Annotated in this window: 14 protein-coding genes, 1 rRNA gene and 1 pseudogene; 10 read left to right on the forward strand and 6 right to left on the reverse strand. The window is 71.4% G+C overall.

Features of this window, described 5'->3' with window-relative positions:
- The first annotated feature begins 196 nt into the window (after positions 1–196).
- The 3 genes and pseudogenes from rrf (at position 197) to H9Y04_RS46205 (ending at position 2,589) form a co-directional block, all read left to right on the forward strand.
- Positions 197–313: ribosomal RNA gene (gene rrf / locus H9Y04_RS22080) — 5S ribosomal RNA — on the forward strand.
- Positions 314–477: 164 nt separating this feature from the next.
- Positions 478–1,194, forward strand: a pseudogene (locus H9Y04_RS48685) (hypothetical protein); the annotation flags it as partial.
- 510 nt (positions 1,195–1,704) lie between these two features.
- Entirely contained in the window at positions 1,705–2,589 is an 885-nt protein-coding gene (locus H9Y04_RS46205) for a tetratricopeptide repeat protein (protein WP_236071276.1), read from the forward strand.
- Between the two features lie 89 nt (positions 2,590–2,678).
- Here H9Y04_RS46205 and H9Y04_RS22090 read toward each other — a convergent pair whose 3' ends face one another.
- Positions 2,679–3,965, reverse strand: coding sequence for a DUF1015 family protein (locus H9Y04_RS22090; RefSeq protein WP_187815722.1), 1,287 nt, complete (start codon positions 3,963–3,965; stop codon positions 2,679–2,681).
- Positions 3,966–4,038: 73 nt separating this feature from the next.
- Between H9Y04_RS22090 and H9Y04_RS22095 the strand changes: the two genes are divergently transcribed.
- Complete coding sequence (locus H9Y04_RS22095) at positions 4,039–5,067, forward strand: HAD hydrolase-like protein (protein ID WP_187815723.1); 1,029 nt, start codon at positions 4,039–4,041, stop codon at positions 5,065–5,067.
- A gap of 54 nt (positions 5,068–5,121) precedes the next feature.
- Here H9Y04_RS22095 and H9Y04_RS22100 read toward each other — a convergent pair whose 3' ends face one another.
- From H9Y04_RS22100 to H9Y04_RS22110, 3 genes are read right to left on the reverse strand one after another with little or no spacing between them, the layout of a single operon-like run.
- Positions 5,122–5,919 carry a siderophore-interacting protein gene (locus H9Y04_RS22100; RefSeq protein WP_187815724.1) on the reverse strand — a complete coding sequence of 266 codons (798 nt, stop codon included), beginning with the start codon at positions 5,917–5,919 and terminating at the stop codon, positions 5,122–5,124.
- A gap of 38 nt (positions 5,920–5,957) precedes the next feature.
- On the reverse strand, positions 5,958–7,004 hold the full coding sequence (locus H9Y04_RS22105) for an ABC transporter substrate-binding protein (RefSeq protein WP_187815725.1): 1,047 nt from the start codon (positions 7,002–7,004) through the stop codon (positions 5,958–5,960).
- Entirely contained in the window at positions 7,004–8,050 is a 1,047-nt protein-coding gene (locus tag H9Y04_RS22110) for an ABC transporter substrate-binding protein (protein WP_187815726.1), read from the reverse strand. The genes H9Y04_RS22105 and H9Y04_RS22110 overlap by 1 nt, the downstream gene beginning before the upstream one ends.
- A 53-nt stretch (positions 8,051–8,103) precedes the next feature.
- Between H9Y04_RS22110 and H9Y04_RS22115 the strand changes: the two genes are divergently transcribed.
- From H9Y04_RS22115 to H9Y04_RS22125, 3 genes are read left to right on the forward strand one after another with little or no spacing between them, the layout of a single operon-like run.
- The gene (locus tag H9Y04_RS22115; RefSeq protein WP_187815727.1) at positions 8,104–9,159 is read left to right on the forward strand and encodes a FecCD family ABC transporter permease; all 1,056 of its coding nucleotides are present in this window, start codon (positions 8,104–8,106) and stop codon (positions 9,157–9,159) included.
- 23 nt (positions 9,160–9,182) lie between these two features.
- Entirely contained in the window at positions 9,183–10,259 is a 1,077-nt protein-coding gene (locus tag H9Y04_RS22120) for a FecCD family ABC transporter permease (protein WP_187816149.1), read from the forward strand.
- Between the two features lie 56 nt (positions 10,260–10,315).
- Positions 10,316–11,176, forward strand: coding sequence for an ABC transporter ATP-binding protein (locus tag H9Y04_RS22125; protein ID WP_187816150.1), 861 nt, complete (start codon positions 10,316–10,318; stop codon positions 11,174–11,176).
- Positions 11,177–11,238: 62 nt separating this feature from the next.
- On the opposite strand, the gene H9Y04_RS22130 is transcribed toward H9Y04_RS22125, so the two are convergent.
- Positions 11,239–11,586, reverse strand: a complete 348-nt coding sequence (locus tag H9Y04_RS22130) for an SCP2 sterol-binding domain-containing protein (RefSeq protein ID WP_187815728.1) — start codon at positions 11,584–11,586, stop codon at positions 11,239–11,241.
- Positions 11,587–11,662: 76 nt separating this feature from the next.
- Between H9Y04_RS22130 and H9Y04_RS22135 the strand changes: the two genes are divergently transcribed.
- From H9Y04_RS22135 to H9Y04_RS22145, 3 genes are read left to right on the forward strand one after another with little or no spacing between them, the layout of a single operon-like run.
- Positions 11,663–11,989 (forward strand): hypothetical protein, encoded by a 327-nt coding sequence (locus H9Y04_RS22135; protein WP_236071242.1) that lies wholly within the window; start codon positions 11,663–11,665, stop codon positions 11,987–11,989.
- Between the two features lie 7 nt (positions 11,990–11,996).
- A complete protein-coding gene (locus H9Y04_RS22140; RefSeq protein WP_187815729.1) occupies positions 11,997–12,812 on the forward strand; it encodes a TlyA family RNA methyltransferase in 816 nt (271 codons plus the stop codon).
- Entirely contained in the window at positions 12,809–13,741 is a 933-nt protein-coding gene (locus H9Y04_RS22145; protein WP_187815730.1) for an NAD kinase, read from the forward strand. Before H9Y04_RS22140 ends, H9Y04_RS22145 begins: the two co-directional genes overlap by 4 nt.
- A 41-nt stretch (positions 13,742–13,782) precedes the next feature.
- Here H9Y04_RS22145 and H9Y04_RS22150 read toward each other — a convergent pair whose 3' ends face one another.
- The gene (locus H9Y04_RS22150) at positions 13,783–15,132 is read right to left on the reverse strand and encodes an FtsX-like permease family protein (protein WP_187815731.1); all 1,350 of its coding nucleotides are present in this window, start codon (positions 15,130–15,132) and stop codon (positions 13,783–13,785) included.
- Positions 15,133–15,368: the final 236 nt, after the last annotated feature.

The following is a 15,368-nucleotide window of genomic DNA, read 5'->3' on the forward strand; positions in this document are numbered from 1 at the left end:
GAAGCCCTGTAAAGGGTGGAGCTGACCGGTACTAATAGGCCGAGGGCTTGTCCTCAGTTGCTCGCGTCCACTGTGTTAGTTCTGAAGTAACGAACAGCTGTTGCCGGCTGAACAGTTCCTCAATTGAAGAGTGTGCTTGTTCGCTGCCCTGTTCAGGCTCCGGAATTCTTGAATTCCTGGAGCCACTTGAAAGGGTTTCGGTGGTCATAGCGTGAGGGAAACGCCCGGTTACATTCCGAACCCGGAAGCTAAGCCTCACAGCGCCGATGGTACTGCAGGGGGGACCCTGTGGGAGAGTAGGACGCCGCCGAACAATTATTGGAGGACCCGTGGTCCCAGCGTTCACGCTGGGGACCACGGGTCCTTTTCTTTTTCTGCCGAAGCGCGGCCGGTTGGCGGTTGCGCAAGAATGACTTGCGGTACCTAGGACAGGAGTCACCGATGTCGAGCAACTCTCCCGAGGATCGTCCGGAGCGCGAGCCGCGTCGCCGGGACGACGACCGGGGCGGATACCGCGGCGGTCGTGATGACCGCGGCCCGCGCAGGGACAACGACCGCGGTGGTTCCGGCCGGCGTGACGACCGCCCCAGCGGTCCCCGTCGGGATGACCGCGGTGGTGACCGGGGTGGGTTCCGTCGCGATGACCGTTCCGGCGGTCCGCGCAGGGACAACGACCGCGGAGGCTTTCGCCGCGACGACCGGCCCTCGGGTGGCGGCTACGGTGGCCCCCGCCGTGACGACGACCGTGGTGGCCGTCCTTCCGGTGGCGGATTCGAGCGTCGCGACGACCGCGGCGGGCGTCCGTCCGGTGGCGGTTTCCGTCGTGACGACCGTGGTGGCCGCCCCTCGGGTGGTGGCTACGGCGGTCCGCGTCGTGATGACGACCGTGGTGGCTACCGCGGGCGTGACGACCGTTCCGGCGGTCCGCGCCGTGATGACGACCGTGGCGGGTTCCGCCGCGACAACGACCGGCGGGACGACCGCGGCCCCCGTCGCGACGACGACCGCGGTCCGCGCCGTGACGACCGCGGCGGCGACCGCGGTGGGTTCCGCCGTGACGACCGTCCCTCGTTCCGTCGCGATGACGACCGTGGCCCGCGCCGGGATGACCGTCGTGACGACCGTGGTGGCCGCCCCTCGGGTGGTGGCTACGGCGGTCCGCGTCGCGATGACGACCGTGGTGGGTACCGCGGCCGCGACGACCGCGGGGGCGATCGTGGCGGGTTTCGGCGTGACGACCGTGGCGGCCGTCCTTCCGGTGGTGGCTTCGAGCGCCGCGACGACCGCGGTGGACGCCCCGGTGGTGGCTTCGAGCGCCGTGACGACCGCGGCCCCCGTCGTGATGACGACCGCGGTGGGTACCGCGGGCGTGACGACCGGCGTGATGACCGTGGTGGCCGTCCCTCCGGTGGTGGCTACGGCGGTCCGCGCCGTGATGACGACCGTGGTGGCTACCGCGGCCGCGACGACCGCGGCGGGCGTCCCGGTGGTGGCTACGGCCGCCGCGACGACGGCGACCGCGGTGGGTACCGCGGGCGTGACGACCGCGGTGGATACCGTGGCCGCGACGACCGGGACCGCGAGCCGATCAAGCGGCTGCCGATTCCCGAGGACGTCACCGGCTACGAGGTCGACCCGGACGTACGTCAGGAACTGCAGAGTCTTCCCAAGGGGCTCGCGGACGACGTCGCCAAGAACCTGGTGATGGTCGCCAAGCTGATCGACGAGGACCCCGAGCAGGCCTACGGGTACTCGCGCGTCGCGCTGCGGCTCGCGTCCCGTGTCGCCGCCGTACGGGAAGCCGCCGGCTTCGCCGCGTACGCGAACGAGAAGTACTCCGAGGCGCTCGCCGAGTTCCGTGCCGCGCGCCGTATGACGGGCTCGGCCGAGCTGTGGCCCGTCATGGCGGACTGCGAGCGCGGTCTGGGTCGGCCCGAGAAGGCGCTCGACATGGCCGGTGAGCCCGAGGTGCAGCGGCTCGACAAGGCCGGCCAGGTCGAGATGCGTCTGGTCGCTGCCGGTGCGCGCCGCGACATGGGACAGCTCGACGCGGCCATCGTGACGCTGCAGAGCCCCGAGCTCGCCTCGAACTCCGTACAGCCCTGGACCGCGCGACTGCGCTATGCCTACGCGGACGCGCTGCTCGAGGCCGGGCGTGAGGGCGAGGCGCGTGAGTGGTTCGCCAAGACGGTCGAGGCCGACAAGGAGCACACCACGAACGCCTCCGACCGGCTCGCGGAGCTGGACGGTGTCGAGTTCGTGGACGCCTTCGACGAGGACGAGGATGTCGAGGACGGCGAGGGCGAGCAGCTCGTCGCGGAGGCTCGCATCGACGGGTCCGACGTCGAGTCCGACGAGGACGACGACGAGGACGACGAAAACGAGGACGAGGACGCGGACGTCGCGGAGGCCGAGAAGGCCGACGGCACCGAGTACTACGACCCCGATGACGAGGAGTACGAGGGCGACGACGAGGACGAGGCGGACGGCGACGTAGCCGCCAAGCCCGCGCTCGACCGGCCGCTCTTCGTGGCCCCCGAGGCCTCGGCCGACGACGAGGCGCAGGAGCCCGGGTCCGACAAGGCCTGAGGCGCCCAGGACAAGTGAAGGGGCGGGGACCGGAAACGGTCACCGCCCCTTTCGTCGTTTCCAGGGAGCGTCTGCAGAGAGCCGGACGCTCAGTGGGCGAGGCTCCGCAACACGAGCCCCGTGGCCGGCTTCGGGCCGAACGAGGTCGACTTGCGCGGCATCGTCACGCCCTCGCGCGCCAACTCCCGTACGACGTCCTCGCGTACGGGATGCATGAGGACCGCCGTACCGCCGTCGCGCTCCGCCTTGTCGACCGTCGCCGCCGTGTCGTGGATGTACGCGATGTGCGCGGGGTCGTCCGGGACCCGCCAGACATGGTCGAGGAGCGTGGCGTGCAGGACCGTCGCGTCGAGCCGGCGCCAGGCCTCGGGGCGGTCGGCGCGGACCGTGCGGGCCAGGAGCTCGGGCGAGGGGCGGTCGATCAGGTGGTACGTGCCGTCGCCGGTCAGGAGGAAGGCGTTGGACTCGGCCGCAGCGGCCGCGAGGGCCTCCATGGCGCGTGGCAGCGGGCCGTCGACCGTCCGTACGCGGAAGGAGCCCTGCACCGCGTCGAGCGCGTCCGCGAGCGGCAGCCGGTGCAGGAGGCGGTGGATGGCGCGGACGCGCAGGGGGTAGCGGGCCGTGTCCACCAGGAGCACCAGGCCGTGGTCCCAGGGCGTGCCCTGCGGGTGCTCGGCGCGCAGCCGCAGATACGTGGCCCAGCGGTGGTGGCCGTCGGCGATGAGGGCCTGCTGCCGGCTCAAGTCCTGCTGCACCTCGGCCAGTTCGGCGGGGTCGGTGACCGACCACAGGCGGTGGCTGAAGCCGTCCTCCGTGGTCGTGGAGAGCAGCGGGGGGCGCTCGGCCGTCCGCTCGATCACCGCGGTCGCGCCGATCCGGGTGCCCTCGCTGCGGTAACTGAGCAGCAGCGGCTCGAAGTTGGCGGCCGCGGCGCGCATCAGGGCCGCACGGTCGGCGACCACGTCCGGCATCACGTCCTCGTGCGGTAGCACGATGCCCTCGGAGGCCTCGGAGAGCTGCAGGGCGCCGATGAGACCGCGCTGGAGCAGGTCGCCGTTGCGCTGCTCGTAGACGTAGAGCGCCGGTTCCGGGTCCGGGGCGAGGATGCCCTCGGCCAGCCAGCGCTGCAGGGTGTCGGCGGCCTGCTGGTGGCGGTCCGCGGGCGTGGCGGTCTGCGGCAGGATCAGCCGGACGATGTTGTGGGGGTCGGCCGATTCCAGGTGGTAGAGCCCATCGGGCCGTACGACCACGTCGTACGGCGGGGACGTGACCGCGGCCAGGCTGCCGATCCGCTCGGGGTCGTAGCGCAGACCCCGAAACGGTGCCAGGTGCAGCCCCTGCGGCCCAGCGCTGCCCCTCTGACCTGTGGTGTTCATTGAGGCATCGTAGTTGTGTCCGAGCAGTGCGAGATGATCGGGGCAGATGCACCGATCGAGGAGCGATGACCCCATGGAGCACCAGACCGTCAGGACCAGCCCGGCCGGCAGCGCGCGGCCGCTGAGCGCGGCGTACGACACGGCGCTGCTCGACCTCGACGGGGTGGTGTACGCGGGCGGTGCGGCGATCACGCACGCCGTCGAGTCGCTGCTGACCGCGCGCGAAGGCGGGATGCGGCTCGCGTATGTCACCAACAATGCGCTGCGGCCGCCGGAGGTCGTGGCCGAGCACATCACGGAGCTGGGGGTGCCGACCGAGGCCTCCGAGGTGATCAACTCGGCGCAGGCGGTGGCCCGGCTGATCGCCGAGCAGCACCCGGAGGGTTCGAAGGTCCTGGTCATCGGTGGGGAAGGGCTGCGGATCGCGCTGCGCGAGCGGGGGCTCGTACCGGTGGAGTCGGCGGAGGACGAGCCGGCGGCCGTGGTGCAGGGGTACGGGGGGCCGGATCTGCAGTGGAGCCGTTTCGCGGAGGCGAGCTACGCCATCGCGCGCGGGGTGCCCTGGTATGCGTCCAACACCGATCTGACCATCCCGAGCGGGCGGGGCATCGCGCCCGGCAATGGTGCGGCCGTCGAGGTCGTACGGATCGCCACGGGTGCCGAGCCGCAGGTGGCGGGCAAGCCGCTGCCCCCGATGCACCGCGAGACGATCCTGCGCACCGGTGCCGAGCACCCGCTGGTCGTGGGCGACCGGCTCGACACGGATATCGAAGGTGCCTACAACGGGCAGGTGGACTCGCTGCTCGTCCTGACCGGTGTGACCGACGGTGCGCAGCTGCTCGCGGCGCGGCCCGAGCACCGGCCCACGTATGTCGACGCCGATCTGCGCGGGATGCTCACCGGGCAGCCCGAGGTCGTGGCCGAGGGCGACGGGTTCCGCTGCGGCGGGTGGACGGCGCGGGCGGGGGAGAGCCTCGAACTCGACGGTGAGGGCGAGCCGTTGGACGGTCTGCGGGCGCTGTGCGCCGCCGCGTGGACGCACGCGGGCGCCGGGGTGTGCGAGCTGGACTCGGGCAAGGTGCTGGCGCGGCTGGGGCTGTGAGCAGACGTCGAGAGGGTACGCCGGCTGTCCGGCGTACCCCTCGACGTCAGCGCGTCAGGCGTCCTCGCCCGAGGTCAGCAGATCGTCCTCGGTCGCGCCGCGGCGCCAGTAGCCCGTGAACTTCACGCGGGTGCGGTCGATACCGCGCTCCTGGACGAGGTGGCGGCGCAGCGCCCGTACGGTGGCGGATTCGCCGGCGATCCAGGCGTACGGGGTGCCGTCGGGCAGATCCGCCGCGCGGACCGCGTCCACCGTGTCCGAGGTGAGCCACTCGATCTTCGCGTCCGCCGCGGTGGCCAGTTCCTGGCGGTCGGCCAAGTCGCGGACCTGAAGCCACACCCGTACGGGCAGACCCGCCGGCAGGGACTCGAGGATGCCGGCGATGGCGGGCAGCGCCGACTCGTCGCCCGTGAGAAGGAGCCAGTCGGTGTCCTCGGGCGGGCGGAAGTCGTACGCGCCGTTCTCCTCGTCCACCGGGGCGAGGACCGAGACGCGGTCGCCCGGCTCCGCGCGCTGGGCCCAGCGCGAGGCCGGGGCCTCGGTGCCGTGCAGGGCGAAGTCGACGAGGAGTTCGTCCGGGGTGAGGGCGCGCGTGGTGTACGTGCGCATGACGCCGCGGACGGTGGGGTCGAGCTCGCGCCAGGCCGCGTACCAGTTGTCGCCCTGCTCCGTGGGCACGACCGGAGCGTCCTGGCCCGGGTGCGGCAGGAACAGCTTGATGCGCTGGTCCCGCCCGGCCGACGCCATCCGCCCGAGGTCCGGGCCGCCGAAGGCGACGCGGATCATCGACGGAGTGAGCTGTTCCTTGCGTACGACATGGGTGTCGAAGAACTGGTACGGGGCGTCGGACACGGGCGGGTTCCTCCGGGTGGTTCTGGCGGACGCGAAGGTCAGCCCTTGAGCTGCTTGGCGTTCTCGACGGCCTCGGCGAGCGCCTCGAGGACCGGTGCGTAACCGGCGTAGCTGTAGCGCTCCTCCATCGACCACGGGATCACCTGGCCGGCTTCGACCGCGGGCAGCCGGGTCCACGTCGGCTTCTTGGCGAGCTCGGCGGTCGGCAGGGTCTGGCTGCGGTTGTCGAGGAGGATCAGGTCCGCGTGGTACTTCTCGGTGTTCTCCCAGCTGAAGAACTCCCAGAAGCCCCACTCGTCGACCTTCTTGCCCTCGACGATCTCGACGCCGAGGTCCTTGAAGTAGTTGAGGTCGCAGTAGGAGTCGGGGACGGCCACGTAGAACTGGTCCTTGTCGGCGGTGACCGCCATGACCTTCAGGCCCTTGTTCTTCTTCGCCGCCTCGCGCAGCCGCGACTCGGCCTTGTCGAAGCGCGCCTTGGCGTCCTTGACGGCCTGGGCCTCCAGGTCGGCGCCGAGCGACTTCGCCAGTGCCGTGTAGCGCTTGAGCGGGTCGAGCAGGGTGCGGCGGGCGCCGTCGATGCCGACGGTCGGGGCGAGCGCCTCGATCTTCTTGGTGGACTCCTCGGGGACAAACCAGAGCAGCGGCGCCGGGAACATGTTGCTGATCAGCAGATCGGGCTGCAGGGACGCGTACTTCTCGACGTTGAACTGGCCCCAGTCCTCGCCGAGGCTGGTCAGCTTCGCTACGTCGAGGTCGCCGGCCTGCGGGTTGGGCTTGCCGTCGACCGGCTTGCTGGGGCCGAAGATGCCGACGCACTCGATGCCGTAGTCGTGCAGCGCGGCGGCGGTGGAGACAAAGGCGACGATCTTGTTCGGGGTGTGGTCGACCTTGGCCGTCTTGCCGCGGTCGTCCTTGAACGACCAGGGCTTGTCCTTGCCCTTGTCGGTGCTCGCGGCGGGCTTCTTGTCGTCGCCGCAGGCCGTCAGGAAGGCGCCGAGTCCGAAGGCCGCGCCCGCGGAGAGCAGGCCGCGGCGGGAGAGTCCGCCCTTGTTCAGGTGCGAGGGGCGGTTCTTGGCAGGCATCAGGCGACCTTCTTGGCGTCTTGGAGGGCGGTGGCGAGGGATTCGAGGAGCGGGGCGATACCGGCGTGGCTGAACTGCGGCTCGTTGAACCAGGCCACGGTCTGGCCGGCCTTGGCGGCCGGGAGCTTGGACCAGGTGGGCATGGACTTCATCAGGTCTTCGGGCTGCAGATTGCCGGTGCGCTTGTCGACGAGGATCAGATCGGCCTCGTACTTGCCGGCGTTCTCCCAGCTCAGCTCCTCGAAGAAGCCGGCCTGGCCGATCTTCTCCGGTGTCACGAAGTCGACGCCGAGCTCGCGGTAGTGGCGCAGGTCCGTGAAGTCCTCGGGGGTGCCGACGTACAGCTGGTCCTTGGTCGCGGAGACCGCCATGACCTTCAGCTTCTTGGCCTTCGCGGTCTTTGCGGCCTGGCGTACGGACTCGGACGCGGCCTCGAAGCGGGCCTTGGCGTCGGTGACCTTCTTGGCCTTGAGGTCCGCGCCGAGCGAGGCGGCGAGCTCGCCGAAGCGGTCGATCACGCCGGTCAGCGAGGTCATGCCGGTGAGGATGCCCACGGAGGGGGCCACGGCCGCGATCTTCTCGGCCGACTCCTCGGGTACGTACCAGAGCGTCGGCGAGACGTTCATCGTGGAGACGAGGAGGCCGGGCTCCAGGGCCGCGTACTTCTCGACGCTGAACTCGCCCCAGACGTTGCCGATGATCTCGACCTTGTCGACGTCGATCCGGCCGGCCTGCACATCGGGCTTGCCGTTCTCGAGCTTCGTGGGGCCGAACACCCCCACGCACTCGACGCCGAAGTCGTACAGGGCGGAGGCGGCGCCGATGTAGGCCACCACGTTCTTGGGGGTCCCGTCCGTCCGCACGGTCTTGCCGCGGTCGTCCTTGAAGGACCAACCGGCCTTCTTCTCCGGGGACTTGGCGTCCTTCGAGTCGCCGCATGCGGCAAGGAGCGTGCCCAGGCCGAGGGCGGCGCCGGTGGCGAGGAGGCCGCGGCGCGATATGGACGGGCGAGCGGCGGGGGAAACGCGGGTACGGGACGGCGACATTTCCTTGTGCTCTCTCGTCGAAGGCCAGTGCGAGGGTAGGCTAACCTAACTGGGTGTTGGTCGACAGTCCCCCTCAGCCCCAGACACAGCCGCCACCAGCCGATACGGTGCCGGCGCGGCGCCAGGCGATTCGCGCGGCCGGTCTGCTCGTCTCCTGCGGCGTACTGCTGCTCGTCGTCGTGGCGAGCATCGCGATAGGCGCCAAGCAGATACCCGTCGGCGACGTCTGGCACGGCCTGTTCGGCAACACGGGCACCGACAACGACGTCGTCATCCGTGACCTCCGCCTGCCGCGCACCCTGCTCGGACTGCTCGCGGGCGCGGCCCTGGGCCTCGCCGGCGCGGTGATGCAGGCACTCACGCGCAACCCGCTCGCCGACCCCGGACTGCTCGGCATCAACGCCGGAGCCTCCGCCGCCGTCGTCTCGGCGATCAGCTTCTTCGGGGTCACCTCGCTGACCGGCTACGTCTGGTTCGCCTTCGCCGGCGCTGCCGTCGTCATGGTCCTCGTGTACGTGCTCGGCGGGGTGCGCGCCGCCACCCCCGTACGGCTCGCGCTCGCCGGTACGGCGGCCACCGCCGCGCTCTACGGCTACATCAACGCCGTGCAGATCATGGACACCGCGGCCCTCGACAAGATGCGCTTCTGGACGGTCGGTTCGCTGGCCTCCGCCTCGATGGGCACGGTCGGCCAGGTGCTGCCGTTCATCGGCGTCGGCATCGTCCTCGCACTCATGGTGGCCCGGCCGCTCAACGCGATGGGCATGGGCGACGACACGGCCAAGGCGCTCGGCGCCCACGTCAACCGCACCCGCGCGATCGCGATGCTGGCCGTGACCCTGCTCTGCGGTGCGGCCACCGCGGCCTGCGGGCCCATCGTCTTCGTCGGCCTGATGGTGCCGCACATCGTGCGCAGTTTCACCGGCCCCGACCAGCGCTGGATCCTGCCGTACGCCACGGTCCTCTCGCCCGTGCTGCTGCTCGGCGCGGACGTCATCGGCCGCGTGGTCACGCGCCCGGCCGAGCTCCAGGTCGGCATCGTGACCGCGCTCATCGGCGGCCCGCTGTTCATCTTTCTCGTACGACGCCGGAGGATGGCGCAGCTGTGAAGGATTCCCTGGCGAAAGACGCCCTGGCGGAACAGGACGCGAAGAAGGACAGGTCGAGGACCGGCGCCCCGGTGCGGGCGCTGCGCACGGCCGGCGGTCTCTCCGTCCGCTTCGAACTGCGCCCGCTGATCGTGGTGGCCGCGCTGCTCGTCGTCGCGTTCGTCGCCAGTGTGGTGCTCATCGGCACCGGCGACTTCCGGATCCCCGTGCCGGATGTGCTGAACACGCTGATGGGCAACGGCACCGCCGCGCACGAGTTCATCATCAACGACCTGCGCCTGCCCCGGGTCGTCGTCGGCCTCCTGGTCGGCGCCGCGCTCGGTCTGTCCGGTGCGCTGTTCCAGTCGGTGACGCGCAACCCGCTCGGCAGCCCCGACATCATCGGCTTCGGGCAGGGCTCCACGGTGGGCGCGCTCGTCGTGATCGTCCTGTTCCAGGGCAGCGCCGAAGCCGTGGCGCTCGGATCGCTGGCCGGCGGTCTGGTCACCGGCGTGCTGATCTATCTGCTCGCCTGGAAGCGCGGTATCCACGGTTACCGGCTCGTCCTCGTCGGCATCGGCGCCGCGGCCGTGCTCACCGCGGCGAACGGCTATCTGCTCACCAAGGCGCAGATCGTGGACGCGGCCCGCGCGGTCGTGTGGATCACCGGCTCGCTGAACGGGCGCGGCTGGGAGCAGGTCGGCCCGCTGTTCTGGTTCTGCCTGATCCTGATGCCGCTCGTGCTCGCGTACGCACGTCCGCTGCGCATGCTCGAAATGGGCGACGACGTGGCGTACGCCCTGGGTGTGCGGGTGGAACGGACCCGGCTCGTCCTGATGACCGCGGCCGTGCTCCTGACCGCGGCGGCGACGGCGGCCGCCGGCCCCGTGGCCTTCGTGTCGCTCACCGCGCCGCAGCTCGCGCGGCGCCTGACCCGCTCGCCGGGACCCAACCTGATGGCCTCGATGGTCATGGGCGCCACCCTCCTGATCGCCGCCGATCTGGGCGCGCAGCGGGTGTTCGGCGCCGACCAGCTGCCCGTCGGTGTCGTGACCGGTGTGCTCGGCGGCGGATATCTGCTGTGGCTGCTCGCCGCTGAGCGGAAGGCGGGGCGGGTGTGAGCATCCTGAAGAAGACCACCGGTGCGGGCATCGGTGAGAAGACCACTGGCAAGAACGTGACGGACGCTGCCGCGCACACCACCGAGAACCAGGAGCGTGCTCCCTTGAACCGCCTGTCCGCGGACAACGTCACCCTCGGCTACGACCAGCGGGTCATCGCCGAACAGCTGTCGGTCGAGATCCCCGACCACTCCTTCACGGTGATCGTGGGCCCCAACGCCTGCGGCAAGTCCACGCTCCTGCGCGCTCTGTCGCGGATGCTGAAGCCCTCGCAGGGCCGGGTGCTGCTCGACGGGCAGACCATCCACTCGATGCCGGCCAAGAAGGTCGCCCGTACGCTCGGTCTGCTGCCGCAGTCCTCGATCGCACCCGACGGGATCACGGTCGCCGACCTCGTGGGCCGCGGCCGCTACCCGCACCAGGGCCTGCTGCGCCAGTGGTCGGCCGAGGACGAGCGGATCGTCCAGGAGTCGATGGCCTCGACCGGCGTCGCCGAACTGGGGGACCGCTACGTCGACGAGCTCTCCGGCGGTCAGCGCCAGCGCGTGTGGATCGCCATGGCCCTCGCCCAGCAGACCCCGCTGCTGCTGCTCGACGAGCCCACCACGTTCCTCGACATCCAGCACCAGATCGACGTCCTCGACCTCTGCGCCGATCTGCACGAGGAGCAGGGCCGCACCCTGGTGGCCGTCCTGCACGACCTCAACCACGCCGCCCGCTACGCCACGCACCTGATCGCGATGCGCGACGGCAAGGTGATCGCCGAGGGTGCGCCCGCCGAGATCGTGACGGCCGAGCTCGTGGAGCAGGTCTTCGGGCTGCCCTGCCAGATCATCGACGACCCGGAGACGGGGACGCCGCTGGTGGTTCCGGCGGCGCGCAAGGGCCGGGCGCGGAAAGAGGACGCGGTCGTCTGACGGGTGCTGCTCGTACGGCGAAGGCGCTTCCTGTACGGGTACGAGGCGTCGTCCCCGTACCGCTAGAGCAGCTTGCGCAGCTGGAGCAGATCGCGGAAGCCGGCCTCCAGCTTGACCCGGCCCGAGCCCCAGGCCTTCGCGAAGTTGAGGTCCCCGTCCACCATCGCGACCAGGTCGTCGCCCGTCATCGCCAGACGGATCTGCGCCTTCTCGCGCGGGGCACCCTGCTGCGTGTCCCGCACCTCGATCCGGCCGTCCTTGAGGCGGCCGGTGAAGGTGATGTCCAGGTCCTTGATGTGGCAGCTGAGGGAACGGTCGAGCGCGGCCGCGCTGCGGACGTCGCCGTCGGCTGAGGCCAGATTGTCGCTGAGTCTGTCGAGCGCGCCACGGCACTCTTCGATCGTCGCCATCGTGATCGACGGTACCGCAGGGCGCCTCGAAGCCCTTCGCGTCCCAGGTCGAGGCCCTACGCGGTAGCGTCATGGCATGAGCTACCCGATGCCGGGGCCCGCGAGCGAGGTCCCCTCGGACGACGAACAGGTCCCTTCCGTGGAGCCCGCGCCGCAGGCGCAGGCGCCCGACGCCGACGCACCCCGCCCGCTCGGGGTGCCGCGCGCCGCGACCGGGCACGCCGAGGTGGATGCCCAGCTGGAGCGTCTCGCCGATGTGGACCACCTCGCCACCGACGGACATCTCGAGGTGTACGAGGATGTGCACGCGGGGCTGCGCGACACACTGACCGCGCTCGACACCCGGCAGGGCCCGCCCGTACCCGGCGGCGTCCCGGCACGACCGTACGACCACAGGAGCTGAACCGAACGTGGCAGGAGTGGCACGCCGCCGCCTCGACGCCGAACTCGTCCGCCGCAAGCTGGCCCGCTCGCGCGAGCACGCCAGCCAGCTGATCGCCGCGGGCCGCGTCACCGTCGGCCGCAATGTCGCGACCAAGCCCGCCACCCAGGTGGAGACGGCGGCGGCCATCGTGGTCGCCGCCGACGACAGCGATCCCGAGTACGTCTCGCGCGGCGGGCACAAACTCGCGGGCGCCTTCGAGGCGTTCGTTCCGCAGGGCCTCGTCGTCAAGGGCCGCCGCGCCCTGGACGCCGGCGCGTCCACGGGCGGATTCACGGATGTGCTCCTGCGTGCCGGCGCGGCCCATGTCCTTGCGGTCGACGTCGGCTACGGGCAGCTCGCCTGGTCGCTGCAGAGCGACGCGCGCGTCACCGTCAAGGACCGTACGAACGTACGGGAGTTGACGGTCGAGGCCCTGGACGGCGAGCCGGTCGACCTCGTCGTCGGCGACCTCTCCTTCATCCCGCTCGGTCTGGTGCTGCCCGCGCTCACGCGGTGCGCGGCGCCCGGTGCCGATCTGGTCCTGATGGTCAAGCCGCAGTTCGAGGTGGGCAAGGAACGCCTCGGCAGCGGCGGAGTCGTGCGCAGCCCCGAGCTGCGCGCCGAGGCCGTACGCACGGTCGCGGGCCAGGCCTGGCAACTCGGGTACGGCGTACAGGGCGTGACGGCCAGCCCGCTGCCCGGACCGTCCGGGAACGTCGAGTACTTTCTGTGGCTCAAGGCCGGTGCGCCCGAACTGGACCCGGCCGATGTGGAGCGAGCGGTGGCGGAGGGACCGAGTTGACGAGTCAGACGGACGCCAAGTCCGGTGCGGCAGCGGGGGAGCGCACAGTTTTCCTCCTCGCCCACACCGGCCGCCCTGCCGCCATCCGCAGTGCCGAGCTCGTCGTCCAGGGGCTGCTGCGCAGCGGCCTCGGGGTGCGGGTGCTCGCGCACGAGGCCGCGGATCTGCCGCTGCCGCCCTCGGTCGAGCTGATCCCCGAGGCCACGCCCGAAGCGCTCGACGGCTGTGAGCTGCTCATCGTGCTCGGCGGCGACGGCACGCTGCTGCGCGGCGCGGAGTTCGCGCGCGCCTCCGGGGTGCCGATGCTCGGGGTCAACCTGGGCCGTGTCGGCTTCCTCGCCGAGGCCGAGCGGGACGATCTGGACAAGGTCGTCGACCGGGTGGTCACGCGCGAGTACGAGGTCGAGGAGCGCATGACGCTCGACGTCCGCGTCCGCAACAACGGCTCCGTGGTGCACGAGGACTGGGCACTGAACGAGGCCGCCGTGCAGAAGGTGTCCCCGGAGCGGATGCTCGAGGTCGTCCTGGAGATCGACGGACGGCCGGTCAGCGGCTTCGGCTGCGACGGCATCGTCTGCGCGACGCCGACCGGTTCGACGGCGTACGCGTTCTCGGCCGGCGGTCCGGTGGTCTGGCCCGAGGTCGAGGCGCTGCTGATGGTGCCGATCAGCGCGCACGCCCTGTTCGCCAAGCCGCTGGTGACCTCGCCCGATTCGGTGCTCGCGGTCGAGGTGCAGCCCCACACCCCGCAGGGTGTGCTGTGGTGCGACGGCCGCAGGACCATCGAACTGCCCGCGGGGGCACGGGTGGAGGTACGGCGCGGTGCGGTGCCCGTGCGGCTCGCCCGGCTCCACCACGCCTCGTTCACGGACCGTCTCGTCGCCAAGTTCGCCCTGCCGGTGTCGGGGTGGCGGGGAGCGCCGCACTAGAAGGGCCTGTCGCGGCGGGCGGCCCTGCGTGGCCGCCCGTCTCAGGCAGCTCTGACCACGGTGATCGCGCACCGCCGCAGCACCGCGCCCACCGGGACCATGGTCGCCCCCACCGTCAGGAGCAGGGTGCCGCCCGCCACCCCGGCCAGGAACGTCCACGGCAGATACGGCAGCGGCGAACCGAAGGCCGTGGAGAGGATCGGCGCCAGCGTGACCAGCGCGGTCACCCCGCCGAGCAGCAACGCGGTCAGGGTCACCACCGCGCCCTCCCACAGCGCCATCACGCCGATCTGGGCGCGCTGCGTGCCCACGACCCTGAGCAGCGCGAGGTCGCGGCGGCGCTCGAACGAGATCATGGCAAGGGTGTTGGCCGCGGCGATGGCGGCGAACCCCGCGTACAGCGACGTACCGATGTAGTCCAGCCAGACCTCGCTGCTGCGGCCCGCGGAGCCGGTGTGGTGCTGCGCCGTCGTATGCATCGCGATCTTCGTCAGGCCGAAGCCCACCACGAGCACGAGCGGAACGACGGCGGCGGCGAACCGCCGGGGCTGCGAGCGGACGTTGAGCATGGCGAGGCGGGCCGACGGGCCGAACCGGCCGACCACCGCGGAGACCAACCAGGCGGCGGGCCCGATGATGCGCGGCCCGAGCAGCCCCATGCCGGCGCAGAACAGCAGCAGGACGAGGAAGGCCCCCTGGCCCGCCTCCTCGGCGGGCTGCTCGGCCAGGAGCGCCGCGACCACACAGCCGCCGGCCAGCGCCACCAGGCCCAGCGGCGCGCGCAGCGGCCCCAGGCCGCGACGGCCGGACTCGGCCTCGGCCAGGGCGCTCGCGGGCCGCAGCAGCGAGAAGCGCAGGGAGCACAGGACCCCGGCCAGCGCCGAGGTCACCACCGCCACGGCCAGGCAGACGGGCAGCGCGACCCAGCTGACCGAGAACGTCACACCGGCCGGCACCAGGCCGTGCGTCACCATCGCGTCGAACCACACGCGTCCCAGGACCCCGCCGAGCCCGAAACCGGCCAGAGCGGCCGGTACGGCGGCGGCAAGGGCCTGCGCCGCCACGGCCCGGCGCACCTGCCGGGGCCGGGCGCCGACCGCCCGTACGAGAGCGAGCTCGCGGTGCTGCTGGGTGACGGCGGTGCCCATGGTCGAGGCGACCACGAAGATCGACAAATAGATGGAGCCGATGAGCATGACCGCGGCCATGTCGCCCACACCGTTCGCGGACAGGGCGTGCCGGGCCGCGGGGGACAGGGCGTCGCTGCCCGTGGCGACGAGCACCGAGGTCGCCGCGCTCACCACGCACGCGGCGAACAGCGCCGCCACTGCTGTGCCCACGAAGGCGGGGCGGTGGGCTCGGAGTGCGGCCGCAGCCAGTCCAGTTCGCATGATCACCAGGTTCGCGTGCGGCGGGACGGACGGGAATGAGGCGGGCAGCAGAGCCGGGAGGGGGTGTGCCGCAGGGGCATGCGGGGGTTTTCCTCAGGTGTGGCCTCAGGCGCGGCCCTTGCCCGCGAACCGCGCGCAATGCCCCCTGGCGAACTCTTCGCCCACCACTCCCGCGGGTGATACGTCCTTCCTGTCCGCCCTCGTCAACTGCTGCTTCGCCCCCGCAGGCCGGGGTC

Origin of the sequence: Streptomyces polyasparticus, from assembly GCF_014493765.1 — a bacterium.
In the GTDB taxonomy this organism is placed as follows: domain Bacteria; phylum Actinomycetota; class Actinomycetes; order Streptomycetales; family Streptomycetaceae; genus Streptomyces; species Streptomyces polyasparticus.

Coding starts and splice junctions, on each gene's coding strand:
- H9Y04_RS46205 (WP_236071276.1), top strand. CDS start 1,705: ATGGTCGCCAAGCTGATCGACGAGGACCCCGAGCAGGCCTACGGGTAC.
- H9Y04_RS22090 (WP_187815722.1), bottom strand. CDS start 3,965: ATGAACACCACAGGTCAGAGGGGCAGCGCTGGGCCGCAGGGGCTGCAC.
- H9Y04_RS22095 (WP_187815723.1), top strand. CDS start 4,039: ATGGAGCACCAGACCGTCAGGACCAGCCCGGCCGGCAGCGCGCGGCCG.
- H9Y04_RS22105 (WP_187815725.1), bottom strand. CDS start 7,004: ATGCCTGCCAAGAACCGCCCCTCGCACCTGAACAAGGGCGGACTCTCC.
- H9Y04_RS22110 (WP_187815726.1), bottom strand. CDS start 8,050: ATGTCGCCGTCCCGTACCCGCGTTTCCCCCGCCGCTCGCCCGTCCATA.
- H9Y04_RS22130 (WP_187815728.1), bottom strand. CDS start 11,586: ATGGCGACGATCGAAGAGTGCCGTGGCGCGCTCGACAGACTCAGCGAC.
- H9Y04_RS22135 (WP_236071242.1), top strand. CDS start 11,663: ATGAGCTACCCGATGCCGGGGCCCGCGAGCGAGGTCCCCTCGGACGAC.
- H9Y04_RS22150 (WP_187815731.1), bottom strand. CDS start 15,132: ATGCGAACTGGACTGGCTGCGGCCGCACTCCGAGCCCACCGCCCCGCC.